This is a genomic window from Thermobacillus sp. (genome assembly GCF_003390775.1).
Taxonomy (GTDB): Bacteria; Bacillota; Bacilli; order Paenibacillales; family Paenibacillaceae; genus Thermobacillus; species Thermobacillus xylanilyticus.
This window is the reverse complement of sequence record NZ_QEWA01000035.1, coordinates 67,298-93,253: the sequence shown is the minus strand read 5'-3', so window position 1 is coordinate 93,253 and position 25,956 is coordinate 67,298. Positions and strand designations below refer to the sequence as shown.

Here is a 25,956-nt window from a genome sequence, read left to right as displayed (position 1 = left end):
CGCACACCAAGCCGTGACGGGAGGCGGGAACGCCGTGCGCAAATGGAATCCGGCAACCAGATTCCGCGATCTGCCGATGGAGCGGAAGCTGATTTTGATTTTCCTTTTTCTGGTTATCTTGCCGATCATGGCGCTCAGTCTGATATCCTATGACCGGTATGCGCGCACCATCGAGGACAACACCACTTCGTACGTGGCGGAACTCGCCCGCAAGCTGATCGTCAGCCTGGACGACTACATCTCCGACATGGAGCGGTTGACCGCGCTGCCGGGCGCCATCGAGGAGATTCAGGACAGCCTCAGGGCGGCCAACGAATTCTATTCTCGTCCCGATCTGGAGATCGGGGACAGCCCTTATATCATTCCGAGCCAGAAAGGCACCGCGCTCGAAATTCAGCGCCGGGTGGAGGAGAGCATCTACTTTCTGAACAGCGTCAAGGAAGGCGCAACGTCGATCTATCTGTTCGACAATTTCGGCAACGGCTATTACCGCGTGCAGGTCGGCGGCGTCCGCTCCGACATCATGACCACCTATCAGCAATGGCTGGAGCGCGCCCGGCGGGAGGGGACGAACGCCGCGCTCGTCAGCACGCAGGAATACACGAGCAATCACAACCGCAAACGCTACGTCTTCACCGTCGTCCGCCAAATCTATACGCCGTCGCTCGAACTGCTCGGCCTCGTCGCCGTCGACGCGAACATCAGCGTCATCGAGCGGTACGTATCCGAATTGGACAGCGTCACCGGCGGGGAGACGATGATCCTCGACGAGAACAACAACGTCATTTACGACAGCGGCATGCGGCATCTCGCCCAGAACCGGTCGAACGATCCGGTCGTCGCACAGGCTGTCGGAAGCCGCGGCACGTTCCGCCACGACGCGGAAGACGGCCAGCGGATCGTCATTTACGACCGCTCGAACAAGACCGGCTGGAAGGTCATCATCTCCGTTCCGGTCGGCGTGCTGATGAAGGACGCGGTGGCGAACCGCAACTTCACGCTGGCGACGGCGCTGCTGACCGGTTTCCTCGCGCTGGCCGCTTCGGTCGTCATTTCGTTCGCCCTGACGAAGCCGCTGCGCTCGCTGATGCAGCTCATGAAACACGTGCAGGCCGGCAATCTCGAGGTGTCGTTCCCGGTCCGGCGGCAGGACGAAATCGGCATGCTGGGCTTTCATTTCAACCGGATGATCGGCCGGATCCGCGAGCTGATCAACGACAACTACCATATGCAATTACGCCGCAAGGAAGCCGAACTGCTGGCTCTGCAGAGCCAGATCAACCCGCATTTTCTGCACAATACGCTGGAGTCGATCCGCATGACGGCCGAAGTCGACGACAATCCCGAAGTGGCGGACATGATCCAGCTGCTCGGCCGGCTGCTGCGCTACAGCGTGAACACGGCTGGCGAGATCGTGCGGCTGGAGGACGAGCTCATGCACCTGGAGACGTTCATGCGCATCGTCGAGTACCGCTATCCGGGCCGGTTCAGGCTCGAGGTCGCCGGCTGCGATCCGTATCGCGAAATGAAAATGGTCAAGCTCCTGCTGCAGCCGATCATCGAGAACGCGGTGCTGCACGGCTATGACGAACGCAAGGAGCGCATGACGATCGTGCTCTCGTGCGAGGCCGAGGGCGATCGCATCTTCTTCCGCATCCGCGACAACGGCGTGGGGCTGGACGCCGAAACGCTGGAGCGGCTGCGCGGCGTGATCGACACGCCGCCGGGCGAAGGCGGCGGCTCGCGCGGCTTCGGCATCGGCCTCCGGAACGTGAACGAGCGAATCCGGCTGTTCTACGGCGAGGGCTATGGCATCGACATCGCCAGCGAGCCGGGCGCCGGCACGGAAGTGACCGTGACCCTGCCGAGCCGGCTGCAGACGTAAGCAGCGTGAAACAGGAGGTCTGACGCATGCTTCGCATCGTAATTGCAGATGATGAAGAACGGATCCGTCGCGGACTGGCCAAGCTCGTCCGCTCCGCATCGGAGGACTATGAGGTTGCCGGGGTCTTCGCGAACGGCGCGGAACTGCTGAAGTTCCTCAAGGAAGAAGGGGCGGATGTTGTCATCACCGACATCCGGATGCCGGTCATGGACGGGCTTCAGGTTGCCGAGAAGCTGCAGGCCGAGCATCCCGGCGTGCGCTGCGTCATCGTCAGCGGATACAGCGATTTCGACTACGCGCGCACCGCGATGCGCCATCAGGTGCGGGACTATCTGCTGAAGCCGGTGGACAAGGCCGAACTGTATCGCGTGCTGCGGGAGATGGCGAAGGAAATCGCCGAAGCGCGAAGGCAGACGAAAATATTCCGGCGGCACAGGCTCGAACGCGCGCTTGCCGGCGAAGCATCCGCGGAGCCGGTCATCCCGGACGATGCGTTCGCGGTCTGGTACGTCGTGCGGACGGAAGCGGCGGTCGGGCTCGATACGCTGGAGGCGGCGGCGAATGCCGAAGACGTCAGATCTTGCGCGATCGCGGTCCGGGACCGGACCTACGGCGTGCTGCTTGAGCTGGACGCCGGCGCTTCGCTGACGTCCGCGCCGGAGCGCGCAGGCTTCGCGCTGGCCGCGGCGCTGACGGAGCACACGGGCGCGGCCATCGGCGCCTCGCTGCCGTTCCGCGGGGCGAAACGTCTGCGGGAAGCGTTCATTGAAGCCGAGCTGGCGGCCGGCAAAGCGTTCTACCGGTTCGAGCGGGCCGTCTTCGTACCGGCATCCGAAGCGGTGTCGCAGCAGGCCAGGCCGGCCCGCCTCAGCGACTGGTACAAATCGTGGGAAACGGAGTATGTCCGCAGCCTGCAGATTCTCGACGGGGAGAAGATCGAGCAGGAACTGAACGCCTTCTTCGAGGAGATGCGCAGGCGGCAGGAAGCGCCCGGCGTTCTAATGGAACTGCTGATCCGGATGCTCGAGCTGGCGGAACGGGAAGTCGGCGGGTTCGCCGAGGAAGCGGAGGAACTGTTCGGTCCGGCGGACCGGCGGCTCGAGGAACTGTCCCGGTTTTTCAAATACGGCCCGCTGCGCCAATGGTTCACGGAACGGATGATCGAGGCGATCGTGCGCATCCGCGAGCGGCGGAGCGGCAGCGTGCGCGCGGTGGATGCCGTGAAGGCGATCATCGCGTCAAGCTACCATGAGGATCTGGATCTCGGGGGACTCGCGGAGCGCGTGTATCTCACGCCGAGCTACCTGAGCCGGCTGTTCAAGCAGGAGACAGGCGTCACGATCACCGATTACCTGATAGGCGTGCGGATCGAGCAGGCGAAGAACCTGCTCCGCAGCCGGCCGGACCTGAAGACGTACGAAGTCGGCGAGCAGGTGGGCTATCCGGATTCGGCCTATTTCACCAAACTGTTCAAGCGGATTGTGGGCATGACACCCAACGAATATCGTCAAATCGTCAGATAGCATCCGGGCGGTTGCGCTATCAATTGTTAGAAAAGTTAGGATAACAGAGGACAAGAAAAGCAAACACGTTGCATTTTTGTAAGCGGTTTTCACCGCTATAATGAAGCCCGGAACCGATCGAAAGCGGCGATTTTGCCGAAGCCGGTCGGCCACAACACGGAAACAGGGGGACTCGCGCATGAAAAGAAGATTCGCCATGATGTTGTCTGTTCTCGTGGCGCTGTCGCTCGTCCTTGCTGCCTGCGGCGGCTCGAAGAACGATGGCAACGGCGGTACGGACAACACCGCGGGCAACGGTCAGTCGAATGCGGGCGGCAACACCGAAATCTCGGGCGAGATTGTGTTCGCGACGCACCGCACGGACCTGGTCGACAACGGTACTTACGACAGGTATGTGGCGGAGTTCAACAAGCAATACCCGAACGTCAAAGTCAAATACGCTCCGTACACGAACTACGAGCAAGACATCCGCGTCAAGCTGACGGCGGGCGACGCCGGCGACGTGCTCATGATTCCGACGAACATCGCGAACTCCGAGCTCGGCGATTTCTTCGCTCCGCTGAATGACCTCAACATCTTCGATCAAGTGCGGTTCGCGGATTTCAAGGCGTATGACGGCAACTACTACGGCGTTGCGACGGGCGCTTCGACGAACGGCATCGTTTACAACAAGAAGGCGTTCGAAAAAGCGGGCATCACGGAAATTCCGAAGACGCTGGACGAGTTCTACGAAGCCTGCCAGAAGCTGAAAGACGCCGGGATCGTGCCGATCTACATCAACTACGGCGCGCAATGGCCGATGAGCCAATGGGGCCGCAACAGCCTGGCGCATTTCTCCGGCGACGTCAACTTCGAGAACAATATGGTGGAAATGGACGCGCCGTTCCAGCTTGACAACGCGTGGGGCATCGGCCTGAACATTGTCCGTACCCTGATCGAGAAAGGCTATACCGAAGAAGACCTGGCTACGAACAACTGGGAAGCTTCGAAGGTAGAAATCGCGACGGGCAACGCGGCAATGTACTTCCTCGGCAACTGGGTCATCAACCAGATCATCGAGCAAGGCGGCGCGGCGCCGGAAGACATCGGCTTCTTCCCGTTTCCGCATGACAACAGCGGCACGGTGAACGCCGTTCTCGGCCCGGACTACTTCATGGGCGTAAGCAAGGACAGCAAGAATCTTGAAGCCGCAAAGGCGTTCGTCAAGTTCATGATCATGGAATCCGGTTACGACGCCGATTCCGGTTTCATCCCGATCAACAAAAACAACGAACCGACGCTGCCGCAAATGGCAGAGTTCATGAGCTACAATCCCAACATTCTCGAATCCGTACCGTCGGATTCCCGGTTCAACGAGATTGCGAACAAGGCGCAGATTCCGTTCACGGGTGAGGAAATCCAACAAGCCGCCGTTGCGAAGGATCTGCAGGCCGAATTCGACAAGTTGAATCAGAAATGGGCCGCAGCCAAGAAAGAACTCGGCTATTGATTCGATGAACGGGTAACCGGCGTGCAGACTGGGGCTGACCGTCAGGGCGATGCGAATCGCGCCTGAAGGCAGCCTCAGGTTTTTCCAATGACTAGACTTATGCAAGCTTCACACTTGTCATCGGCTTGTCATTCACCGCATAACGGATGCGCCTTCCGGGAGGACGGCGCTGACCGTTATGGCTTGATCCTGGCATGAGGAGGCGCGGCGCCTTGAATCTCAGCTACAAAACCCAGCGGATCATCATCATCACCAGTTTTCTCGCCTTGCCGCTCGTTTTGCTGCTCCTTTTCACCTACTACCCGTCTGTCATGCTGGTCTACTACAGCTTCACGGACTGGGACGGCTTCGGCTTTGACGTGAACTTCGTCGGGCTGAAGAACTACAGGGAGATCTTCTCGAATCCGGAATACTTCCAGATTCTGCGCAACAACCTGTACTATTTCATCGGCGGGCTGGTCCAGACGGCGCTGGCGCTGTTCTTCGCCGTCATTCTGAACTCGAAGCTCAAGGGAAGGAATGTGTTCCGGGTCATTCTGTTCCTGCCGTACATTCTGCACCAGGTTGCGATCGCGATCATGTTTCAGACCGTGTACCACACGTCCTACGGCTCGTTGAACAAGCTGCTCGAAGTGCTCGGACTCGAAGCGTGGAAACAGCAGTGGCTCGGCAATCCGGCGATCAACGACTGGGCGCTGGCATTCGTGTCCCTCTGGATGTACATGGGCTACAACATGGTCATCTTCATCGGTGCGCTGCAGTCGATCTCGGATGATTTGTATGAAGCGGCGCGCATCGACGGTGCGAACGCCTGGCAGAGCTTCTGGCACATTACGATGCCGAGCATCAAGAATGTCGTCGAGCTGATGCTCATCCTGACGCTGAGCGGCGCCCTGCAGGCTTTCACCGTGCCGTACATCATGACGCTCGGCGCGAACGACACGTCCACCTTCCTGATGAAGACGCTGGACGTCGCCTTCAAATTCAATCAGTTCGGTCTCGCATCCGCGCTCGCCGTCGTGCTGCTCTTGATGGTCGCCGTCGTCGTGCTCATCCAGCGGCTGATTCTGAGGGAAGGCGGGACGAGAATATGAAGGCGAAACAACTATTTTTCGACACCATGAAATATATCGTGCTGCTCATCGGCACGTTCGTCGTGTTCTTCCCGCTGTACTCCGTCTTCGTCGGCGCGTTCAAGACGCGGCAGGAGTTCTATATCAACCGGCTGTCACTTCCCTCGACCTGGAATTTCGAGAACTTCTCGATCGCATGGGAGAAAGGGGATCTGGCGCTCGGCCTCGGCAACACGCTGTTCATCCTGATCGTCTCGATCGTCGGCAACGTGCTGATCGGGTCGATGTCGGCCTATGCGCTCGGGCGGTTTGATTTCAAGGGGAAAAATCTGATCATCGGTTCGTACCTGGTGGCCGCGGTCATTCCGCTCATCACGACGCAGGTCGTCACTTACTCGGTCATCAAGGCGCTCGGCCTGTACAATACGTACGGCGCGCCGATCGTGCTGTATCTGGGGGCGGACGTCATCCAGCTCGTCATCTATCTCCAGTTCATCCGCAACATCCCGTACGAACTGGACGAAAGCGCGATGATGGAGGGCGCGTCGCTGTTCAAGATTTTCCGGAGCATCATTTTCCCGCTCCTCGGACCGGCGACGGCGACCGTCGTCATCCTGAAGTTCATCAGCATCTACAACGATTTCTACGTGCCGTATCTGTACATGCCGGACAGGGGCTTGCGCACGGTGGCGACGGCGATCCAGTCGTTCGTCGGGCCGAACGCGGCGCGCATGGAAGTGATCTCGGCGTACATTCTGCTGATCTTCATTCCGACGATCGTGATGTTCCTGTTCATGCAGCGCTATATTTTCTCCGGCGTCACGAGCGGTGCGGTCAAATCTTGATCGCGGGCTGAAGCAACAGGCTGTCCCATGGCGGGGCAGCTTTTTTTCTGGGCATTGATGGGGCAGATCAATAAATAAGCTCCGGCGAATCGCTCGCCGGAGCCTTTATACGGCTGACGCTCGTCAGTGCGCGGAGACCAGACGCTCCATCATCTCGAAGCACGCCCGGCCGTTGTGGTACGGGCATTTCCAGGCGTTCACCTTGCCGTGCCCCCGGGTCGGACGGCCTTCGCGGTCCACGCTCCAGAACCATTCACCGTCTTCCTTGTCGATGATGCAGCGGTCGATGAATGCCCAGGACCGGCGGGCGGCGTCCAGATACTTGTCCTCGCCCGTGAGCTGATAAGCATTGTAGAAGCCGACAACGGCTTCCGCCTGCGGCCACCAGTCCTTGTTCGTGTCGATGAGCCCGGTCGCATTCGCTTCGTTCAGCAGGCCGCCGTCGGCGTCCACGCCTTCGTTCAGCGTCGCTTCCGCCATGCGGATCGCCGTCTCCTTCGTCCGCTTGAGAAGCGCTTCGTCGCCGCACAGTTCGGCCGCCTCCGTGAGCAGCCAGCTGCCCTCGATGTCGTGGCCGTAGGAGATGAGGTCCGACTTGCTGTTCCATTCGTCATCGAAGAACAGTTTGAAATGCGCCGTCTCCGGATCGACGATGTGATCGAGCATGACCTCAATCAGTTCCTTGTGCTTCTTGTTCAGTTCCTCCGTCGGCCAGACCCGGTACAGGTTCGTATAGGCCTCGAGCACATGCAGATGCGTGTTCATCGACTTGCGCTCGTTCATGTCGCCGCCGCCGAGGGCGAGCCTGTCCGTCTCCGACCAGTCGCGGGCATGCGCCTCGATATAGCCGCGGTTCGCCGGATCGTAGCTGTGTCGCTCCAGCAGCCGGTACGTTTCGATCGCCTTGTCCAGCGCTTCCTTGCGCCGCGCCGCCCGGTAAAACTCGGAGAGCGCGTAGATCGCGAACGCCTGGCCGTACACCTGTTTCTTGTCCTCCAGCGGGCTGCCCTGCGCGTCAACCATCCAGTAGAATCCGCCATATTCACGATCCGCGAATTTGTCCGTCACGTATCCGTAAGCCCGTTCGGCCACGGCCAGATAGCGGTCGTCCTTGAATACGCGGTAAGCGGCCGAGAACGTCCACAAAATCCGGGTGTTCAGCACCAGACTTTTGGCCGCCTCGTAATCCGGCTGCCGGTCGTCGCCGATCCGCCCGATGAAGCCGCCGTTCTTCTCGTCGACGGTGCGGGTCATCCAGTAGTGAAGGATGTTGTCCTTGAGTTCCCGTTCCATCTCCTCGCGCCACCTGGCTTTCCAATCCGCTCCTGCGCTCACCGCATACGCCTCCCCAATGGCTGTTCTTGAGTGTTTCATGCTGTCGCGTACACGTGTTTACAAGTGCACACTCATCTAGTTAATCGCAATTTCGGGACTGATGCAAGTGCGGCGCCGGCATTCTTGAATCAATAAAAACTCCCGCGTGCGCCACATCGCAGCGGGAGTTTGCTTTCCGTTCGGGGACGGGCATCGCCCGTTCTCCGTTATTTCAGATTTGCGATTTTCTCGCGGATCGCGTTCCGGCGCCAGCGGGAGACCGACAGCCGCTTCGCCTCGGGTCCTTTCTCGCCGAAGTAGAGCACATCGCCGTCCAATTCGCTGACTTTCCGGAGGTTGACGTACGTATCGGGGGCGACCAGACAGAAATTCGGATCCGACCGGAGAAGCGCGATTCGATCGGTGCTCATCCGTCGCTTCATATTGAAGTTTCGTCCATGAAAGCAGACAAGCTCGGGTCCGCCCAGCTTGAAGAAAAGAACGTCGTGCTCCAGCGCAAGTTCCTCATACGGATTGCGGTCAGGCATCACGGCTTGCACCATCGGCATTTCCCCCTTCATGGTTGCTCTTTGTATATTGTGAGCGCTTTCATTATAGCATGAAAATGGGCTTACCGGAAGCGTAAATTGAAAAAAATCGGGTTGGTGGAAACGGAGGAGGCGGAACTTTATAATAAGAGTACATCCATGCCGGCGGCGGATCGGCGATCTTCGGTCGGTCTGCGCGGCGAAGGAGGAATGGTTGTGACGAATACGGATAAACCGGAACAACCGGATAAGCCGGCTTATGAACAGGCGGCTTTTGCGGGCGGCTGCTTCTGGTGCATGGTCGAGCCGTTCGAGGAAATGCCCGGCGTCATCCGCGTCGTATCGGGCTATACGGGCGGCCACAAGCCGAACCCGACGTACGAGGAAGTCTGCTCGGATACGACGGGACACGCGGAAGCCGTTCATATTACGTACGATCCGCAGCGGATGCCGTACAAGCTGCTGCTCGACATTTTCTGGCGGCAGATCGATCCGACCGACCCGGGCGGACAGTTTCACGACCGCGGGTCGTCGTACCGGACGGCGATCTTCTATTATACCGGGGAGCAGCGGAAGCTGGCCGAGGAATCGAAGCGCGAACTGGAGGCGAGCGGGCGGTTCGACCGGCCGATCGTGACGGAGATCGTGCCCGCCGGGCCGTTCTATCCGGCGGAGGAATATCATCAGGCGTACCACAAGAAGCAGCCGTACCGCTACAAGATGTACCGCAAGGCGTCCGGAAGGGATGATTTTATCGATCGGCATTGGCGGATCAGGAAGGACCCCGAGGAACTGAAGCGCCGGCTCACCCCGATGCAATACGAGGTGACGCAGCGGAACGCGACCGAGCCGCCTTTCCGCAACGAGTACTACGACAACGAAGAAGAAGGCATCTACGTCGACATCGTGTCCGGGGAGCCGCTCTTCAGCTCGCGGGACAAGTTCGACGCCGGCTGCGGCTGGCCGAGCTTCACGCGGCCGATCCACAAGGGCAGCATCACCGAGCACATGGACCTGTCGCACGGCATGGTGCGCATCGAAGTGCGCAGCCGGGAAGCCGACTCGCATCTCGGCCACGTTTTCCCGGACGGACCGCCGGACCGCGGCGGGCTGCGCTATTGCATCAACTCGGCGGCGCTGCGCTTCATCCCGAAGTCGGAGATGGAGAAGGAAGGCTACGGCGCTTACCTGGGGCTGTTCGAGCCGGAGAAGTGAGGCGGTAGAGTCGAAGACCGGGATAATAAGCGAAAAAACTTCCTCTATTCCGTCCAAAATCCCGATTTTCGGGCGTTTGGCGGAAAATAGAGGAAGTTTTTTTCTTCTATATTAGAGAATAAAGGCCGAATTCGACAGAATAAGCGAAGATATTTCCGCTATTCGAGTTGGGGGAGTGCAGGCAATCATGGCACCCGGCTGCGCAGCACGGTGAGGGCGCCTTCGATCTCGTACTCGCCGAGATTGGCCGGCACGAGGAAGCAGTCGCCGGGCGCGACCGGCTGCTCGCCGCCATTCCAGCGCAGCGTGCCGCTGCCGTCTGCGGCGATGAGGATGACGAAGCTGTCGCCGGTCGTCGCCAGTTTCACGTTGCCGTCCACGACACCTTTCTCGACGACGAAGTACGGCGACTCCGCGATCTTGAGCCATTCGCCCGGGCGGACGCCGTCCGTCTTCATCCGGGTTGCGCCGGCGCCGTCGTAGGCGATGACGTTCAGCGAATCCTCGATGTGCAGCTCGCGCAGCTTGCCGTCGAGCCCGGGGCGGTTGTAGTCGTACAGCCGGTACGTCGTGTCCGAGTTCTGCTGGATCTCCGCCACGACGACGCCCGCGCACAGCGCGTGCACCGTGCCCGCGGGGATGTAGAACGCGTCGCCCGCTTCCACCGGCACTTCCTGCAGGCATTCCATGATCCGGCCTTCGGCGATGGCCGCTTCCAGCCCGGCCCGGTCGATGCCGTCCTTCAGGCCGTAGATGATCTTCGCGCCCGGCTTCGCGTCGAGCACGTACCACATTTCGGTCTTGCCGAGCTCGCCTTCCGGCAGTCCTTCATAATCGTCCGTCGGGTGCACCTGGACGGACAGGTCGTCGTTGCAGTCGAGCAGCTTGACGAGCAGCGGGAACCGGCCGTTGCGCTCGGAGAATCCCCGCGAGCCGAACCATTCGCGGCCGTAAGTTTCGCGGATCTCGTCAAGCCCCTTGCCGGCGAGCGGGCCGTTCACGACTTGCGTCGTGCCGTTCGGATGGTCGGCGATCATCCATCCTTCGCCGATGGCGCCTTCCGGCGGCGTCAGTCCGAAACGTTCGAGCGCGCGTCCGCCCCAGACGCGTTCCTTGAACTCGGGGGCGAACTTGAGCGGATAAGGTTGTACGGTCATGGCATTCTCTCCTCTTCATCTGTCTGTTGCACATTTGCAGTCTGTTGCAAATCTGCTTTCTGTTGCGAATCTCCCAGCCGCGGCGATGCGGTTTACTTGCGTTCCACCGCGATCAGATACGGCGCCTGCGGAAGCTGCGGCATCCGGTACAGCACGGCCTGTCCGGCGGAAGCGGGCAGGGCGCGGGCCCACGCGTCGACCGCTTCACCCTCTTCGCGGCCGCCTTCATGGCCCGTATAGACAACGACGGTGAGCACGCCTCCCGGGCGGAGGAAGGCGAGCGAGGCGTCGAGCGCCGCCAGCGTCGTCTCCGGGCGGGTCACGACAGTCCGGACGTCATCGGCGCCGGGCAGGTAGCCGAGATTGAACATGACGGCGGAGACGCGGCCCATAAGGCGCGCCGGCAATAGCTCCGCCATCCGGTGGTGGCTCGCGAGAAACAGCTCAAGCCGCGTCTCCGGCGCCTCGGCCGCCACGCGGGCGCGGGCCGCGTCGAGGGCGGCTTGCTGGATGTCGAAGCCGTAGACGACGCCCTTCGGGCCGACGGCCTTCGCGAGGAAGGCGGTGTCGACACCGTTGCCTACGGTCGCGTCGATGACCGCATCCCCCGGCCGAATGCGGTCGGCGGCCAGACGGTGGGCCATGGTCAGCACGGAAGGGAAGCCCATCAGCACCCTCCCGGGCAGCCGCCGGCGCCGGACCGGCTGTCCGCCAGCTCATCCTCTTCGTGATCCGCGCCGCCCGCAAAGTCCGCGAAGGCCGCATCCGATCGGCCGCCGGACAGAACGCTTCCTCCGACCGCGCCGGCCGCACCCGCCGCATTCACCGTATCGGCGGATCCCCGCAGCTTGCCCTGCCACGTGTTCCGCCGCACGAGCTCGGCGTCGATCGCGTTCAACACTTCCCATTTCTTCAGACTCCACATCGGCCCGATGAGCAGCTCCCGCGGCGCGTCGCCCGTCACCCGGTGGACGATCATCTCCGGCGGCAGCATCTCGAGCGTGTCAACGACCAGGTTCACGTACTCGTCCATCTCGAGGAAACGGACCAACCCCGCCTCGTACTGCTTCACCATCGGCGTCTTGCGCATCAGGTGGAGCAGATGGATCTTGATCCCCTGCACGTCCATCTCCGCGACCGCCCGCCCCGTCTCCAGCATCATCTCGCGCGTCTCGAGCGGCAGCCCGTAGATGATGTGCGCGCAGACGCGGATGCCGCGCTCCCGCAGCCGGCGGACGGCGTCGTAATAGCAGGCCGTGTCGTGCGCCCGGTTGATCAGCTTCGACGTCGACTCGTGGATCGTCTGCAGCCCCATCTCGACCCACAGATACGTCCGCTCATTCAGCTCGGCGAGGTAGTCGACGACGTCGTCCGGCAGACAGTCCGGACGCGTGGCGATCGACAGGCCGACGACGCCGGGCTGCGCGAGAATCGTCTCATAATATTCGCGCAGCACATGGACCGGCGCATACGTGTTCGTGTACGCCTGGAAATAGCCGATGTAGAGCGCGTCCGGCCATTTCTTGTGCTGGCGGTCGCGGATCTTGTTGAACTGCTGGGTCAGATCGTCCCGCCGGCTGCCGGCAAAGTCGCCGGACCCGCGCGCGCTGCAGAACGTGCACCCGCCGATGGCTACGCGACCGTCGCGGTTCGGGCAGGTGAAGCCGGCGTCCAGCATCACCTTGAACACTTTGCGGCCGAACCTGCGGCGCATCTCGTAATTCCATGTATGAAACCGTTTGTCGCCCCACAGAAGCGGCGTTTCGCTGCCCGAAGGGCTCGTTCCGGCTGCATTCAATTTGCTGTTCCTCCGTTTTCGGCCGTATGAAGGCCGCGCAATCTGGGAACATTATAGCGAAAAAATTTATTTCGCGCCATGTGCGCGGAAAGGCACGTACCGATCCCGTCCCGCCTTGCCGGAAAAGAAACGTTCGGGTTTCGGAGGCGCCGGAAAACCGGCTGCTCCGGTCCAATTGGCGTATGAAGCAGACCGGTGGATGCGTATTGTTCGGAACCGGACAACTGGAAAGGGAAAAGCCCGTTTCCGGGGCTGCATCTTGCTCAACCTTACATGATATGTTATATTAAAAGTGCGTCAGATCAACAAAAAAACCTTACATGAAAATCATTCTCCGCATTATCCGCAGTCGTCCTTGATTTGGTAAATCTGACAGTGAAAATTTCGAGCGAGGTGATGGACATGAACCAAGTGAAAATCCCGAACGGCGATGAGAAAGTGACGGTCGAACTGACGGTCAAGGAACTGCTGGCGCTGGCCGGCCATAAGTTCCCCCTGGACAAGGGAATCGAGATTTCCGCGCGCAAGAAGCTGAACGAAGCGCTTGAGGACACGTACAGGATCCAGTGACGGCCGGATGCGGCGATTTCGACATGGACCTTCCGGAACGGACAATCCGGAAGGTCTTTTTGCGTTCAGCTTTACATCAAGGCCGCCTTCGGGCACAATGGGGAATGGTGTGCAAGGGAGCACAAGGGAGGAATGGAAGCATGCGACTGCGCGGAAGAAAAGGAATCCGCGAAGAGATCGAAAGCCAGCCGGAACTGGTGGTGCTGGATCCCGCGCCGTACAGGGGACGCTGGCACGAGCGTTTCGGCAACGACCGGCCGATTCACGTCGAGCTCGGCATGGGCAAGGGGAAATTCATCAGCGAGATGAGCGTGCGGAATCCGGAGATCAACTACATCGGTATCGACATGTTCGACGAGCTGATCCGCAGAGCCAGCCTCAAGGCGCGGGCGGCGTGGGAGCCGCAGGGCGCGGAAACCCCGCCGAACCTGGCGCTGGTGCGCGCCAACATCGAATATCTGGAGACGTTCTTCGCGCCCGGGGAAGTCGAGCGGATCTACCTGAACTTCAGCGATCCGTGGCCGAAGAAGAAGCATGCGAAGCGGCGGCTGACGCATCCCCGCTTCCTGCGCAAATATCTTGAAATTCTGAACGAGAACGGGGAGATCCACTTCAAGACGGATTCCCGGCTGCTCTTCGAGTTTTCGCTGAACAGTTTCTGCGACATGGAGATTCCGCTGCGGAACATCTCGCTCGATCTGCACCGGGACGGCCTGCGGGAAGACCTCGTCTTGACCGAGTACGAGACGAAATTCGCGGAGCAGGGCATGCCGATCTACCGCCTGGAAGCCGTGGTCGGCGAAGCGGCGCTCCGCCGGCACCGCGAGGCCAAGGAAGCCGGGTTGAGCCGCATCCGGACATCTAGACCGGCATCCAGCCAACCGATGTGACGACAAGCGCGGTCACCGTGCCGATCAGCGCGCCGGCAACCACGTCCGAAGGGTAATGCAGCCCGAGATAGATGCGCGACCAGCCGACCGACGCCATGACGATCAGCCCGGCAGGCAGGAGCAGCGGCAGCAGCCGGGCGTCCGCCGCCAGAAACGGAATGACGAACGCGAAAATCGCCGTCGTGTGCCCCGAGGGAAATGATGGGTCGGTGAGCGGCTTTTTCGTTCCGGTGACGATTTCCTTGAGCGCCTGGTACGGCCGGAGTCTGCGGAATTTGCGTTTCACGATGTACACCGGGACATGGCTGACCGTGACGGCCGTCAGGCTCTGCCAGCCCGCCGCGCTCCACGGAGCGGGCGCGAAGAGCGCGGCAGCCAGCGAAGCCGCCAGCGTGAAGACGGCCCCGCCGGCATGCGTGATCGTCCGCAGCCAGACGCCGAGCAGCTTCTTCACTCCCCTGTCGAGATGTCTTTTGTTCGCCCACAGCACAAGCCGTTTCTCCTGTGCGATGAGCCATGCGCGCAGCCGTCCGGCCGCTTCTTTCCATCCGCGTTTCATCCGAATCCTCCGGTCCTGCGACTCTTTTCCCGCTTGAAAAAAATTTTCTCATTTTGCATCATACCATATGACGGACCCACAGCACCTCCGTTTTGCGAAGGATTTGTTTGGGCGAGGCTGCTGCGAGTCCGGTCCGTTTTTTGCCGCCAGGGATGAAAACGCCGCCGAATGGAAAGGTTATACGACAAACCGCCGGTTTACCATCCTGAAAAGATTGCGTTGCAGACAGAGACAGACAGAAAAAAGACAGGGTTATCAATAAGGGGGCACAATCGCATATGGTCAACGCTTTTCTGATTGCCGCGCAGATCATCGTGGCATTCATCGGCGTGTATCAGTTTGTCATCTCGCTGTTCGGCCTGATGAAACGTCGCAAACCGCGCCGGCGGCATGAGCCGAAGCACTCGTTTGCCGTCATCGTCGCCGCCCACAACGAGGAGCAGGTGATCGGCGCGCTGGTGGAAAACTTGCTGAAGCTGGATTATCCGCGGGAGTTGTATGACATTTTCGTCATTTGCGACAACTGCACCGACGGTACGGCGGATGTCGTCCGCAGCTACGACGGCGTTCACGCATTCGTGCGGCACAACCCGCAATTACGCGGCAAAGGCCATGCCATCGAATGGATGCTCAATGAACTGTGGAAAATGCCGAGGTCGTACGACGCGGTCGTCATGTTCGATGCCGACAACCTCGTGAATCCGGACTTCCTGCGGCTGATGAACGACGATTTGTGCGAAGGGCATCGGGTCATCCAGGGATATCTGGACACGAAAAATCCGAACGACTCCTGGGTGACGGCCGCTTACGGCATCACGTACTGGTACTGCAACCGGCTCTGGCAGCAATCGCGCACGAATCTCGGCATGGCGAATTTTCTCGGCGGCACCGGCATGTGTTTCGAAACGCGCCTGTTGAAAGAGATGGGATGGGGCGCGACCAGCCTTGTCGAAGACCTCGAGTTCACGATGCGCTGCATCAAACGTGGCATCTACCCGGTGCTCGACTACGACGCGAAAGTGTACGACGAAAAGCCGCTCACGTTCCGGGCGTCCGTCCGCCAGCGGCTCCGCTGGATGCAGGGGCATTTCAACGTGGCGCGGCGCTACTTCATTCCGCTGCTGCGGGACAGCATCAAGGAGCGGAACTTCATCAAGTTCGACGCCGCAATCTATTCGGTCACGGTGTACAACGTGCTGATCGCGTTCATCGCGACGGCCGCGCTGTGGATCGACAATTTGCTGCCGGCGGCGAACCGTTTCACTTCGATATACGAAGCGCTGCCGGCATGGACGGTCGGCATGGCGATGACGATTTCCGCCATCCAGTTCCCGGCCGCGCTCCTGCTGGAGCGGGTGAAGGAATGGCGCATGTACGCCCACCTGCTGACGCTGCCGCTGTTCCTGCTGTCGTGGTGGCCGATCACACTGTACGCGTTTTTCACGCAAAACAACAAGCAGTGGAGCCATACGAAGCATACGCGCGTCATCCGGCTGGAAGAGGTGCAAAGCAAACAGGTTTGAAGTCGCTTTTTCCCGCCTTGGTTTGGCGCGAGCCGGGTGATGCTTGCACACGGCGTGTCAACTCATATAAAAATGTTACCGAAGGGCCAATGGATCACTCACGTAATTTTGTTACCCAGTGGGGCTGTTATACAGCCTCCACGGGTTCTGCTGTGTCGGTGGAGGACGGCACAGGGCGGGAGAGCATCATCTCTAATTGGTTATGTAAGGTGAGCGGATCTTGGGAAGACGGGTATGCCTGCAACCGTTGGGTTTGTTCCGATGAGAGCACGCCCGATTCGATTAACCGCGCAACGGGTGTTTTGGCCGTATCGAAGGTTTTCTTGACACGCGCCCCGCGCCTCTCCTTGCCGATCAGCTTGCGAGTGGGCAGGCAGAAATTGAAGTACCGGTCATGCAGGGCATAGATGGAGTTGAGCCACTCCACTTGTTCCGGGCGGTCATAGCGTTCGTAGCCGACCAGCTGGCGGACGAGAAAACCGTTTTTCTGCTCCACGTGAGCATTGTCGTTTTTGCGATAAGGGCGGCTGCGCGTGAAACGAATATGGTTCGAAGCACAGAAGGTTTTCAAATGGGCGTTTAAAAACTCTTGGCCGTTGTCACTGTGGATCCCCCAAGGCTGCATGGGCCACTTGGCGATGATGTGCTTGAGCTCACGAAGCACGGCAAGTTGGGATTTGCCGAGCGTTCGACTAAATCGATTTCCAGCGCGCCCGGACGCGTTTCATCCCAATCGTAGGCGATCATGGGCACTTGTGCACGAAGCTCAGCTAACGGCTTCCGCTTGCTCACCGTCGGTCTGGCCTTCGGAGAGCGGAGTGCGGATAATCTGCGAGCCAGTGTCGGGCGGCTAATCTCTTGCAACTGCGATATGACGGAATCGGTAAGGCGTAGGTGACCGTGTCGGGCAAGGGTCTGAGCTGTTTCGAGCAGAACAGGATGCAATCGCTCGGCACAAGGATAATCCAGCGCTTCCCAAACGCGCTCAATGACGGGCATCGCCTCCTGATAAGCTACGGGCCGATGACGTTTCGATTTGGTTGGCGTTAGCGCAGGAGGGTTCGCGAGAGTGCGGATAGCATGCTTCCGATGGCAACCCAGCACCTTCACAGCGTTGTCGAGGATTGCAGATTTCTCATTTCGCGATTTCGCTTTCTTGTATTGATCAGCCAACATACGGATCACTTCACGTCGTGTTTTCATGGACATTTTCAAAACACTTCCCTTCGGTAACATTTCGACGTGAGTGATCCGATCCCCCTTCGGTAACATTTTACCTGAGTGATTGCGCGCTGTTGACAAACCGGTTGCTTGTGTGATAATATTCATCAAGCATATTTCAAAGTGGCACAAGCAGAAGCGCCCGCTTCTCACCTGACCGGCAGCGGCCGGCTGGTTCTCGCCGTCCGATAAGGTTCCGTACCGCTCCGGGCATGCCGGTGTGGCGGGCCGATTGCAGACTGGTCAAGGAATGCGGGTCCATGCGGCCCGCATTTTTTAATGAAAGATAAGGATTCGGCTTATCTTTCGACGCAAAACGGATGCGCCTGCCTGGAAGAAGACGGCGCGAGCCGTTTGACTTGCAAGGGGATCGCCACGCGATTATCTGGAGGTGGAACATTATTAGCCGAGATCATCAGATCAACGAGGAGATCCGGGCGAGGGAAGTTCGCCTGGTCGGTCCGGACGGCGAGCAGATCGGAATCAAGCCGTTCCGCGAAGCTTTGCAAATGGCGATCGACATGGACATGGATCTCGTGAACGTCGCGCCGATGGCGAAGCCGCCGGTTTGCCGGATCATGGATTACGGCAAGTTCCGTTACGAACAGCAGAAGAAAGAGAAAGAAGCGCGCAAGAACCAGAAGATTGTCGACGTCAAGGAAGTCTGGTTCCGCGCCAACATCGAGGAGCACGACTATCAGGTGAAATACCGGAACGTCGTCAAGTTCCTGGGCGAAGGCAACAAGGTGAAGGCGTCGGTCCGTTTCCGCGGCCGTGAGATCACCCACGCGGAGATCGGCCAGCGCATTCTTGACCGGCTGCGCAGCGAAGTGGCGGACCTCTGCGTCGTCGAGCGTGTGCCGAAGCTGGAAGGCCGCAGCATGGTCATGATTCTGGCGCCGAAGAACAAGGACAAAGACTGACGCGTCATCCGGCGGGCCCGTCCCGGCGTTCCGCCGAAACCACAAGCGATGGAGGATTAATGGTTATGCCGAAGATGAAAACGCACAGCAGTCTGAAAGACCGCTTCAAGATTACCGGCACCGGCAAGGTGAAACGGTACAAAGCCTACAAGAACCATCTGCTTTACGGCAAATCCGGCCGCCAGAAGCGCGTGCTGTCAAACCAGCCGCTCACGTCGAAAGGCGACGTCGCCCGTCTGAAGCAGGGACTCGCCCAACTGCGATAATCAGCATCGCGCCGGACATCTGACAGAATCAACGGGAGGTTATCCATATGGCAAGAGTGAAAGGCGGCTTCGTCCGCACGCGCCGCCGCAAGCGGATCCTGAAGCTCGCGAAAGGTTACTACGGTTCCAAACACCGCTTGTTCAAGACCGCCAAGGAACAAGTGATGAAATCGCTGCTGTACGCGTACCGTGACCGCCGTCAGCGGAAGCGCGATTTCCGCAAGCTGTGGATCACGCGGATCAACGCTGCCGCTCGTCAGAACGGCCTCAGCTACAGCAAGTTCATGCACGGTCTGAAACTGGCCGGCGTCGAAGTGAACCGCAAGATGCTCGCGGACCTCGCGGTGAACGATTCGAACGCGTTCAACGCGCTGGCCGGCATCGCCAAAGAGAAGATCAACGCTTAATCCGAAACGTGCTTCCGTTCAAGCATGGCGCTTGACCGGAAGCCTTTTTGACATCCGGTGCATTTTTGCGCCATATTTGGCGGGTTGGCGCGGATTTTGGCGGATATGGTGCAAAATGCACGATATGGGTCTTTTTTGCATCGGACGAGCTTATGTAGTGCAGATTTGCACCATAAGGTTTGAACCGCCGGACCGAGGTGCGGGGCGCGTACGGCATGGAAAGTGCGGAGCATGCGCCGGCTGGCGGGAAGAAGCGGGGTTGCTGCGCGGGAGGCATTGCTTTTTTCAGATATCAGGGAAGAGCGGTTTGTACAATTCCCGGCAGCGGAGCGACGGCCAATACTGGATGGCCCGGTATCCCGCGCGCAGATAAAACAGGTGCGCCCGGTCGTTGCCCTCGTCCACGAAGAGTGACGCGGCCGTGCAGCGGCGGGATCGTCCGTAGAGCTCGGCTTCCCGGAGCAGCGCCGAACCGATTCCCTGTCCCCGGCTGTCCGGCTCCACCGCAAGCATGTCGATCTGAAGCAGAGCGGGCACGTTTGGCCGGCTGGTCACCATGAAATGAACGAATCCTTTGACTTCGCCATCCTGGCCGTCCGCGACCAGCGTCCGTCCCTGCCGGATGCGCGCGGTGAGCGCGCGGTCCGTCAGCGCTTCGCGCCCGATCGGCGTGTGCGACAGCGGCACGAGCTCGCGGCGAATCAGCCGCAGGATGGCGGCGGTGTCCTGCCGGTGCCGGTATGGACGGATCGTGTAGGCGGCTGCCATGGCGGTCGCTCCTTGCCGAACGTTGCTGCCGGGCGGCGCCGCCGCTCCGGCATACCATTCTATGCTGCCCGGCCGTCGGAAGACCGGGCGGGCTGGCAGACTCAGGCGCGAGGTTGCGGCGCGAAATAACGGCATTTCGTGCCGTTAGCGCATGTTCGCAGGCGGCTCCAAGCGCGAATAACGGCACGTGGTGCCGTTAAATGCGGCGCAGGCCGGCGCGCGGGATGCTGCGGCGCGAAATAACGGCATTCCGTGCCGTTAGCGCACGTTCACAGGCGGCTCCGAGCGCGAATAACGGCACGTGGTGCCGTTAAATGCGGCGCAGGCCGGCGGAAGACCGGCGTACGGACGGAAAATTGGTACCGGCCGCGGATAGCAGCGCATCCAGCTGTACATCATATTCATATACATCATATTCATATTGACGATCGTCCCGGCCGGGTCTATAATATACGTTAAGTCTAATATTGACATCGGCTATGATGAGGAGAAAGCGTCAGGGCTCTTTCGCCCAGAGAGCGGACGGAATATGCTGCAACCGCCGCCGAAATCCCTGTACCGCGAATGTCGCCTCGGAGCTGTTCCCTTGAACGACGATGCATACGGATCCGGCGTCCAGTAGAGGGAATCGCACGGCAAGCGTTACCCTGCCCAAGGTCGGATTCGGCGTCTTTTGCCGGATTTGTACCTGCCGAGGCCTTATGCCGCGAGGCATAGGGTAAATCAGGGTGGTACCACGGAAGTGTCAAGCCTTTCGTCCCGGAATGCGCATCTGCGCGTTCGGCGGCGGAAGGCTTTTTTGCTGGCTGGAGCTTGCATGCCGATGCAAGTTTGATTGCAGATAGAAGCTTGTTGCCGACAGGAGCATCAAGCCGCCCGACACGTACTTGATTGCCGGCCCACGGCAATGCTTGAACCATGCAATACGCAAGGGAGGATGGGAACATGAGCACGCAACCTGCCGCACTGCGATCCAAGAGTGAATTGATCGAGAAATGGTCCAAACCGGAAGTGATCACCGGTTCGGAAATGCTGCTTCGCAGCCTGCTGCTGGAAGGCGTGGAATGCGTATTCGGCTATCCGGGGGGCGCCGTTCTGTACATCTACGACGCGATGTACGGCTTTACGGATTTCCACCACGTGCTGACGCGCCACGAGCAGGGAGCGATCCACGCGGCTGACGGCTACGCCCGGGCCACGGGCAAGGTCGGCGTCTGCATCGCGACGAGCGGTCCGGGGGCGACGAACCTTGTCACCGGCATCGCGACGGCTTACATGGACTCGGTGCCGCTGGTCGTCATTACCGGCAACGTCGTACAGAGCGCCATCGGCACGGACGCGTTCCAGGAAGCCGACATCATCGGCATCACGATGCCGATCACGAAGCACAGCTATCTCGTGCGCAAGGCCGAGGACATCCCGCGCATCATCCATGAGGCGTTCCACATCGCGAGCACCGGCCGCCGCGGCCCGGTCCTGATCGACATCCCGAAGGATGTTTCGGCGGAGAAGGCGCTGTTCAAGCCGGCCACCGAAGTGAACCTGCGCGGCTACAACCCGACGGTCGTGCCGAACAAGCTGCAGGTCGACAAGCTGCTGAAGGCGATCGCCGAAGCGAAGCGCCCGGTCGTGCTCGCCGGCGGCGGCGTCGTCTACTCGGGCGCCCACGAGGAGCTTCTCAAGTTCATCGAGACGACGCAGATTCCGATCACGACGACGCTGCTCGGACTCGGCGGCTTCCCGAGCGGACACGAGCTGTGGATGGGCATGCCGGGCATGCACGGCACCTACACGGCGAACAAGGCGATCCAGGGCTCCGACCTCCTGATCAACATTGGCGCCCGCTTCGACGACCGGGTGACGATGAAGCTGCAAGGCTTCGCGCCGAACGCGAAGGTCGCCCATATTGACATCGACCCGGCCGAGATCGGCAAGAACGTCCCGACCGACATCCCGATCGTCGGCGACGTCAAGACGGTGCTCGAGATTCTGAACCGCGAGGCGAAGCGGACCGATCTGGCGGACGAATGGCGCGCCCGGATCGCGGCCTGGAAGCGGGAAGTGCCGCTCCGCTACGAAGATTCGGACACCGAGCTGAAGCCGCAATGGGTCATCGAGATGATTTACGAGACGACGAAGGGCGAAGCGATCGTGACGACGGACGTCGGCCAGCATCAGATGTGGGCCGCCCAGTTCTACAAGTTCAGCAAGCCGCGTTCGTGGATCACGTCGGGCGGTCTCGGCACGATGGGCTTCGGCTTCCCGTCGGCGATCGGCGCCCAGATGGCGTTCCCGGACCGGACGGTCGTCTCGATCAACGGCGACGGCGGCATGCAGATGTGCGCCCAGGAGCTGGCGGTCTGCGCGATCAACAACATTCCGGTCAAAGTCGCGATCATCAACAACCAGGTGCTCGGCATGGTGCGTCAGTGGCAGGAGATCATCTACGACAACCGCTACAGCCACATCGACCTCGCCGGCAGCCCGGACTTCGTCAAGCTGGCCGAAGCTTACGGTGTCCGCGGATTCCGCGCGACGAACAAGGAGGAAGCGCGGGCCGCGTGGGAGAAGGCGCTGGCGCATGACGGCCCGGCGGTCGTCGAGTTCGTCGTCAGCAAGCATGAGAACGTCTATCCGATGGTCACCCAGGGCAATACGATCGATGACATGATTCTGGGGGATGCGTGAGATGAAACGGCATACGATCTCGATTCTCGTCAACAACCAACCCGGTGTGCTGCAGCGCGTCGCCGGCCTGTTCGGCCGGCGCGGCTTCAATATCGAATCCATTACGGTCGGCACCAGCGAGGAGCCGGGCCTGTCCCGGATGGTCATCGTGACGACCGGCGACGAAAAGACGATTGAACAGGTCGGCAAGCAATTGTACAAACTGATCGATGTCATCAAGGTTGTGGATCTTAGCTTGAGTCCGATGGTTGCCCGGGAGCTTGCGCTCATCAAGGTGCATGCGGAACCGGCGGCCCGGCCGGAAATTCTCGGCGTTGTCGAGACGTTCCGGGCGTCCGTCGTCGACATCGGCGCTTCGACGATGATCGTCCAGGCCGTCGGCGATACGGAGAAGATCGACGCGATCATCGAGCTGCTCAAGCCGTACGGCATCCGCGAGCTGAGCCGGACGGGCGTGACCGCGATGACCCGGGGCAGCATGAAGTAATTCCGCCGTTCCCGCGAAAAAACCGGCCGGCATTGCCGATTGGGGGATGCAACCGGCGGCAATATGAGGTAAGATGAAAGATGTGCATATTTTGAAGGAGGCGCTCATTCGCAATGGCAGTCAAACTGTACTACGAAAAAGATGCAGATCTCAGCGTCCTGCAGAATAAGACGGTCGCGGTCATCGGCTACGGCTCCCAGGGCCACGCGCAAGCGCAGAACCTGCGCGACAGCGGCGTGCGGGTCGTCATCGGCCTTCGGCCGGGCAAATCGGCGGAGAAAGCGAAGAACGACGGTTTCGAAGTGCTCTCCGTCGCCGAAGCGGTGAAGATCGCCGATGTCGTGCAAATTCTGATGCCGGACGAAACGCAGGCGAAAGTGTACCGCGAGGAGATTGAGCCGAACCTGAAACAAGGCGCCGCGCTCATGTTCTCCCACGGCTTCAACATCCATTACGGTCAAATCGTGCCGCGTCCGGACATGGACGTCCTGCTCGTCGCTCCGAAATCGCCGGGCCACATGGTGCGCCGGACGTATGTGGAAGGCTTCGGCGTTCCGGGCCTGATCGCGATCGAACAAGACGCGACCGGCAACGCGCTGGCGATCGGTCTCGCCTACGCGAAGGGCATCGGCTGCACGCGCGCCGGCGTCATCGAGACGACGTTCCGCGAAGAGACGGAGACGGACCTGTTCGGCGAACAGGCCGTACTGTGCGGCGGCACGGCCGCGCTCGTCAAAGCCGGATTCGAGACGCTGGTTGAAGCCGGCTACGCTCCGGAAATGGCCTACTTCGAGTGCCTGCACGAGCTGAAGCTCATCGTCGACCTGATGTACGAAGGCGGCCTCGCCGCAATGCGCGACTCGATCTCCAACACGGCGGAATACGGCGACTACGTCACCGGCCCGCGCATCATCACGGAAGAGACGAAGAAGGAAATGAAGCGCGTGCTCGCCGACATCCAGTCCGGCAAGTTCGCCCGCGACTTCATCCTCGAGAACCAGTCGAACCGCGCGATGCTGACGGCGATCCGCCGCCGCGAAGCCGAGCATCCGATCGAGCAGGTCGGCAAGCAGCTCCGCGAACTGATGCACTGGATCAAGAAATAAGACCGGTCAATGACAAGGACGGACGGCGCCTTGCCCGCGCTTCTCGCGCGGGCAAGGCGCGCCGTGCTGTCCGGAAGCGTTCGGCCCCGCGGCAGACATGGAGCGGTGATCTGACGAAGGCGGGCGTCATGGAGGTGCAATATGCGGAAAATTTACATTTTCGATACGACGCTCCGCGACGGCGAGCAGTCGCCGGGCGTCAATCTGAATACGCAGGAGAAGGTCGAGATCGCGCTGCAGCTCGAGAAGCTGGGCGTCGACCGGATTGAAGCCGGTTTCCCGGCTGCTTCGCCTGGCGACCTGGCCGCCGTGAATGCGGTTGCGCGGGCGGTCAAGAACGCGACGATCATCGGCCTTTCCCGTTCGCGCACGCAGGATATCGACGCCGTCCGCGAAGCGCTCAAAGGCGCCGAGGATCCGTGCATCCACCTGTTCCTTGCGACTTCGCCGATCCACCGTCAGCACAAGCTGCGGATGTCGAAGGAGCAGGTGCTGGAGACGGCGGAAGCGGCGATCCGGTACGCGAAGCAATTTTTCAGCAAGATCGAGTTTTCGCCGGAAGACGCCGGCCGCACCGAGCTGGACTTCCTCTGCGAAGTGACGGAGATGGCGATCCGTGCGGGCGCGACCGTCGTCAACATTCCGGATACGGTCGGCTACATGACGCCGGTTGAGTTCGGCAACATTTTCAAAACGCTGCGGGAGAAAGTGCCGGGCATCGAGAAGATCCAGCTGAGCGCCCACTGCCACGACGACCTCGGCATGGCGACGGCCAACGCCCTTGCCGCCATCGAGAACGGCGCCGAGCAGATCGAAGGCACGATCAACGGCATCGGCGAACGGGCGGGCAACACCGCGATCGAGGAAGTCGCGCTGGCGCTGGAGACCCGGTTCAACTATTACCAGGCGAAGACGACGCTGAACCTGAAGGAGATTGCGCGCACGAGCCGGCTCGTCAGCAAGCTGACGGGGATGCCCGTGCCGGGCAACAAGGCGATCGTCGGCGCGAACGCGTTCGCGCACGAATCGGGCATCCACCAGGACGGCATGCTCAAGGAGAAGTCGACCTACGAGATCATCTCGCCGGAGACGATCGGCCTGGTCGAATCGAAGCTTGTCCTCGGCAAGCATTCCGGCCGCCACGCGTTCCGCGAGAAGTTGATCGATCTCGGCTACGAGCTGGATGACGAGGCGCTCAACGAAGCATTCGCGAAGTTCAAGGATCTCGCGGACAAGAAGAAGCAGGTAAGCGACGAGGACATTCGCGCGCTGCTCGAGGAGAAGCTGGTCGGCACGCCGGAAGTGTACCGGCTTGAGAAGCTGCAGGTCGCCTACGACAACCGCTCGGTGCCGAGCGCCGTCATCGCGGTCAACGTGCAGGGCGAAGGCGTCAAGGAACAGCGGGCCGAAGGCAACGGTTCGGTCGACGCGATCTACAACGCGATCGACGCGCTGACCGGCGAGCAGGTCGAGCTGGAAGACTATGCGATCAAGTCGGTGTCGCAGGGCAAGGACGCGCTCGGCGAAGTGTACGTCGTGCTCGGACAGAACGGCGTTTCGGCGCAGGGCCGGGGCTTAAGCACCGACATTCTCGAGGCGAGCGCCCGCGCGTACATCGACGCGCTGAACCGGTTGATCGAACGGCGCAAGTCGCCGCGTCGGCGCGACCGGATGAGCCTGATCTGACGGGGAGGAAACAAG

General features: G+C 60.5%; 23 protein-coding genes and 1 pseudogene. 16 read left to right on the top strand and 8 right to left on the bottom strand.

What is annotated here, in order from left to right; all coding sequences use genetic code 11:
* Nucleotides 1-34: 34 nt before the first annotated feature.
* From C6W55_RS08260 to C6W55_RS08240, 5 genes are all read left to right on the top strand, one after another.
* The gene (locus C6W55_RS08260) at nucleotides 35-1,885 is read left to right on the top strand and encodes a cache domain-containing sensor histidine kinase (RefSeq protein WP_286892303.1); all 1,851 of its coding nucleotides are present in this window, start codon (nucleotides 35-37) and stop codon (nucleotides 1,883-1,885) included.
* A gap of 26 nt (nucleotides 1,886-1,911) precedes the next feature.
* The gene (locus C6W55_RS08255) at nucleotides 1,912-3,408 is read left to right on the top strand and encodes a response regulator transcription factor (RefSeq protein WP_286892302.1); all 1,497 of its coding nucleotides are present in this window, start codon (nucleotides 1,912-1,914) and stop codon (nucleotides 3,406-3,408) included.
* Nucleotides 3,409-3,586: 178 nt separating this feature from the next.
* Nucleotides 3,587-4,897 (top strand): ABC transporter substrate-binding protein, encoded by a 1,311-nt coding sequence (locus C6W55_RS08250; protein WP_286892301.1) that lies wholly within the window; start codon nucleotides 3,587-3,589, stop codon nucleotides 4,895-4,897.
* Nucleotides 4,898-5,109: 212 nt separating this feature from the next.
* A complete protein-coding gene (locus tag C6W55_RS08245; RefSeq protein ID WP_015253936.1) occupies nucleotides 5,110-5,991 on the top strand; it encodes a carbohydrate ABC transporter permease in 882 nt (293 codons plus the stop codon).
* Entirely contained in the window at nucleotides 5,988-6,815 is an 828-nt protein-coding gene (locus C6W55_RS08240) for a carbohydrate ABC transporter permease (protein ID WP_015253937.1), read from the top strand. The genes C6W55_RS08245 and C6W55_RS08240 overlap by 4 nt, the downstream gene beginning before the upstream one ends.
* Nucleotides 6,816-6,938: 123 nt before the next feature.
* Here C6W55_RS08240 and C6W55_RS08235 read toward each other — a convergent pair whose 3' ends face one another.
* Both C6W55_RS08235 and C6W55_RS08230 read right to left on the bottom strand, forming a co-directional pair.
* Nucleotides 6,939-8,150, bottom strand: a complete 1,212-nt coding sequence (locus C6W55_RS08235; protein ID WP_286892300.1) for an AGE family epimerase/isomerase — start codon at nucleotides 8,148-8,150, stop codon at nucleotides 6,939-6,941.
* Nucleotides 8,151-8,356: 206 nt separating this feature from the next.
* Nucleotides 8,357-8,692: a hypothetical protein gene (locus C6W55_RS08230; protein ID WP_015253939.1), complete on the bottom strand. Its 336-nt coding sequence runs from the start codon at nucleotides 8,690-8,692 to the stop codon at nucleotides 8,357-8,359.
* A 201-nt stretch (nucleotides 8,693-8,893) separates the two neighbouring features.
* On the opposite strand from C6W55_RS08230, the gene msrB reads away from it, so the two are divergent.
* Nucleotides 8,894-9,892, top strand: a complete 999-nt coding sequence (gene msrB, locus C6W55_RS08225) for a peptide-methionine (R)-S-oxide reductase MsrB (protein WP_015253940.1) — start codon at nucleotides 8,894-8,896, stop codon at nucleotides 9,890-9,892.
* 185 nt (nucleotides 9,893-10,077) lie between these two features.
* On the opposite strand, the gene C6W55_RS08220 is transcribed toward msrB, so the two are convergent.
* The 3 genes and pseudogenes from C6W55_RS08220 to mnmL all read right to left on the bottom strand — a co-directional run.
* Nucleotides 10,078-11,049, bottom strand: coding sequence for a type I phosphomannose isomerase catalytic subunit (locus tag C6W55_RS08220; RefSeq protein WP_015253941.1), 972 nt, complete (start codon nucleotides 11,047-11,049; stop codon nucleotides 10,078-10,080).
* A gap of 92 nt (nucleotides 11,050-11,141) precedes the next feature.
* Complete coding sequence (mnmM, locus tag C6W55_RS08215; RefSeq protein ID WP_015253942.1) at nucleotides 11,142-11,717, bottom strand: tRNA 5-(aminomethyl)-2-thiouridylate-methyltransferase MnmM; 576 nt, start codon at nucleotides 11,715-11,717, stop codon at nucleotides 11,142-11,144.
* A 179-nt stretch (nucleotides 11,718-11,896) separates the two neighbouring features.
* Nucleotides 11,897-12,847: pseudogene (mnmL, locus tag C6W55_RS08210) on the bottom strand (tRNA modification radical SAM protein MnmL/YtqA); the annotation flags it as partial.
* A gap of 402 nt (nucleotides 12,848-13,249) precedes the next feature.
* On the opposite strand from mnmL, the gene C6W55_RS08205 reads away from it, so the two are divergent.
* A complete protein-coding gene (locus C6W55_RS08205; RefSeq protein WP_015253944.1) occupies nucleotides 13,250-13,417 on the top strand; it encodes a hypothetical protein in 168 nt (55 codons plus the stop codon).
* Nucleotides 13,418-13,557: 140 nt separating this feature from the next.
* Entirely contained in the window at nucleotides 13,558-14,307 is a 750-nt protein-coding gene (gene trmB / locus C6W55_RS08200) for a tRNA (guanosine(46)-N7)-methyltransferase TrmB (protein WP_015253945.1), read from the top strand.
* On the opposite strand, the gene C6W55_RS08195 is transcribed toward trmB, so the two are convergent.
* Complete coding sequence (locus C6W55_RS08195) at nucleotides 14,279-14,866, bottom strand: phosphatase PAP2 family protein (RefSeq protein WP_286892298.1); 588 nt, start codon at nucleotides 14,864-14,866, stop codon at nucleotides 14,279-14,281. The genes trmB and C6W55_RS08195 overlap by 29 nt on opposite strands.
* A gap of 278 nt (nucleotides 14,867-15,144) precedes the next feature.
* Between C6W55_RS08195 and C6W55_RS08190 the strand changes: the two genes are divergently transcribed.
* Nucleotides 15,145-16,389, top strand: a complete 1,245-nt coding sequence (locus tag C6W55_RS08190; RefSeq protein ID WP_015253947.1) for a glycosyltransferase family 2 protein — start codon at nucleotides 15,145-15,147, stop codon at nucleotides 16,387-16,389.
* Nucleotides 16,390-16,516: 127 nt separating this feature from the next.
* On the opposite strand, the gene C6W55_RS08185 is transcribed toward C6W55_RS08190, so the two are convergent.
* On the bottom strand, nucleotides 16,517-17,053 hold the full coding sequence (locus C6W55_RS08185) for a hypothetical protein (protein ID WP_286892297.1): 537 nt from the start codon (nucleotides 17,051-17,053) through the stop codon (nucleotides 16,517-16,519).
* Nucleotides 17,054-17,969: 916 nt separating this feature from the next.
* Between C6W55_RS08185 and infC the strand changes: the two genes are divergently transcribed.
* The 3 genes from infC (at nucleotide 17,970) to rplT (ending at nucleotide 19,206) form a co-directional block, all read left to right on the top strand.
* The gene (gene infC, locus C6W55_RS08180) at nucleotides 17,970-18,533 is read left to right on the top strand and encodes a translation initiation factor IF-3 (RefSeq protein ID WP_015253948.1); all 564 of its coding nucleotides are present in this window, start codon (nucleotides 17,970-17,972) and stop codon (nucleotides 18,531-18,533) included.
* A gap of 65 nt (nucleotides 18,534-18,598) precedes the next feature.
* Entirely contained in the window at nucleotides 18,599-18,799 is a 201-nt protein-coding gene (gene rpmI / locus C6W55_RS08175; protein ID WP_015253949.1) for a 50S ribosomal protein L35, read from the top strand.
* 47 nt (nucleotides 18,800-18,846) lie between these two features.
* A complete protein-coding gene (gene rplT / locus C6W55_RS08170) occupies nucleotides 18,847-19,206 on the top strand; it encodes a 50S ribosomal protein L20 (protein WP_015253950.1) in 360 nt (119 codons plus the stop codon).
* A gap of 285 nt (nucleotides 19,207-19,491) precedes the next feature.
* Here the strand turns inward: rplT and C6W55_RS08165 are convergent, their stop codons facing one another.
* Nucleotides 19,492-19,974, bottom strand: coding sequence for a GNAT family N-acetyltransferase (locus tag C6W55_RS08165; RefSeq protein WP_015253951.1), 483 nt, complete (start codon nucleotides 19,972-19,974; stop codon nucleotides 19,492-19,494).
* Between the two features lie 945 nt (nucleotides 19,975-20,919).
* On the opposite strand from C6W55_RS08165, the gene ilvB reads away from it, so the two are divergent.
* The 4 genes from ilvB to C6W55_RS08145 all read left to right on the top strand — a co-directional run bounded on the left by ilvB (nucleotide 20,920) and on the right by C6W55_RS08145 (nucleotide 25,941).
* Nucleotides 20,920-22,662 (top strand): biosynthetic-type acetolactate synthase large subunit, encoded by a 1,743-nt coding sequence (gene ilvB, locus C6W55_RS08160; protein WP_286892296.1) that lies wholly within the window; start codon nucleotides 20,920-20,922, stop codon nucleotides 22,660-22,662.
* Nucleotide 22,663: 1 nt separating this feature from the next.
* Entirely contained in the window at nucleotides 22,664-23,149 is a 486-nt protein-coding gene (gene ilvN, locus C6W55_RS08155; protein WP_286892295.1) for an acetolactate synthase small subunit, read from the top strand.
* Nucleotides 23,150-23,262: 113 nt separating this feature from the next.
* Complete coding sequence (gene ilvC, locus C6W55_RS08150; RefSeq protein WP_286892294.1) at nucleotides 23,263-24,255, top strand: ketol-acid reductoisomerase; 993 nt, start codon at nucleotides 23,263-23,265, stop codon at nucleotides 24,253-24,255.
* 141 nt (nucleotides 24,256-24,396) lie between these two features.
* Nucleotides 24,397-25,941: a 2-isopropylmalate synthase gene (locus C6W55_RS08145; protein ID WP_286892293.1), complete on the top strand. Its 1,545-nt coding sequence runs from the start codon at nucleotides 24,397-24,399 to the stop codon at nucleotides 25,939-25,941.
* Nucleotides 25,942-25,956: the final 15 nt, after the last annotated feature.

What these genes read in the sequence shown, in the direction of transcription:
- mnmM (WP_015253942.1), bottom strand. Translation starts at nt 11,717, where the DNA reads ATGGGCTTCCCTTCCGTGCTGACCATGGCCCACCGTCTGGCCGCCGAC.
- C6W55_RS08230 (WP_015253939.1), bottom strand. Translation starts at nt 8,692, where the DNA reads ATGGTGCAAGCCGTGATGCCTGACCGCAATCCGTATGAGGAACTTGCG.
- C6W55_RS08145 (WP_286892293.1), top strand. Translation starts at nt 24,397, where the DNA reads ATGCGGAAAATTTACATTTTCGATACGACGCTCCGCGACGGCGAGCAG.
- C6W55_RS08205 (WP_015253944.1), top strand. Translation starts at nt 13,250, where the DNA reads ATGAACCAAGTGAAAATCCCGAACGGCGATGAGAAAGTGACGGTCGAA.
- C6W55_RS08190 (WP_015253947.1), top strand. Translation starts at nt 15,145, where the DNA reads ATGGTCAACGCTTTTCTGATTGCCGCGCAGATCATCGTGGCATTCATC.
- C6W55_RS08250 (WP_286892301.1), top strand. Translation starts at nt 3,587, where the DNA reads ATGAAAAGAAGATTCGCCATGATGTTGTCTGTTCTCGTGGCGCTGTCG.
- rplT (WP_015253950.1), top strand. Translation starts at nt 18,847, where the DNA reads ATGGCAAGAGTGAAAGGCGGCTTCGTCCGCACGCGCCGCCGCAAGCGG.
- ilvB (WP_286892296.1), top strand. Translation starts at nt 20,920, where the DNA reads ATGAGCACGCAACCTGCCGCACTGCGATCCAAGAGTGAATTGATCGAG.
- C6W55_RS08220 (WP_015253941.1), bottom strand. Translation starts at nt 11,049, where the DNA reads ATGACCGTACAACCTTATCCGCTCAAGTTCGCCCCCGAGTTCAAGGAA.
- ilvC (WP_286892294.1), top strand. Translation starts at nt 23,263, where the DNA reads ATGGCAGTCAAACTGTACTACGAAAAAGATGCAGATCTCAGCGTCCTG.
- ilvN (WP_286892295.1), top strand. Translation starts at nt 22,664, where the DNA reads ATGAAACGGCATACGATCTCGATTCTCGTCAACAACCAACCCGGTGTG.
- C6W55_RS08240 (WP_015253937.1), top strand. Translation starts at nt 5,988, where the DNA reads ATGAAGGCGAAACAACTATTTTTCGACACCATGAAATATATCGTGCTG.
- C6W55_RS08195 (WP_286892298.1), bottom strand. Translation starts at nt 14,866, where the DNA reads ATGAAACGCGGATGGAAAGAAGCGGCCGGACGGCTGCGCGCATGGCTC.
- trmB (WP_015253945.1), top strand. Translation starts at nt 13,558, where the DNA reads ATGCGACTGCGCGGAAGAAAAGGAATCCGCGAAGAGATCGAAAGCCAG.
- C6W55_RS08255 (WP_286892302.1), top strand. Translation starts at nt 1,912, where the DNA reads ATGCTTCGCATCGTAATTGCAGATGATGAAGAACGGATCCGTCGCGGA.
- rpmI (WP_015253949.1), top strand. Translation starts at nt 18,599, where the DNA reads ATGCCGAAGATGAAAACGCACAGCAGTCTGAAAGACCGCTTCAAGATT.
- C6W55_RS08165 (WP_015253951.1), bottom strand. Translation starts at nt 19,974, where the DNA reads ATGGCAGCCGCCTACACGATCCGTCCATACCGGCACCGGCAGGACACC.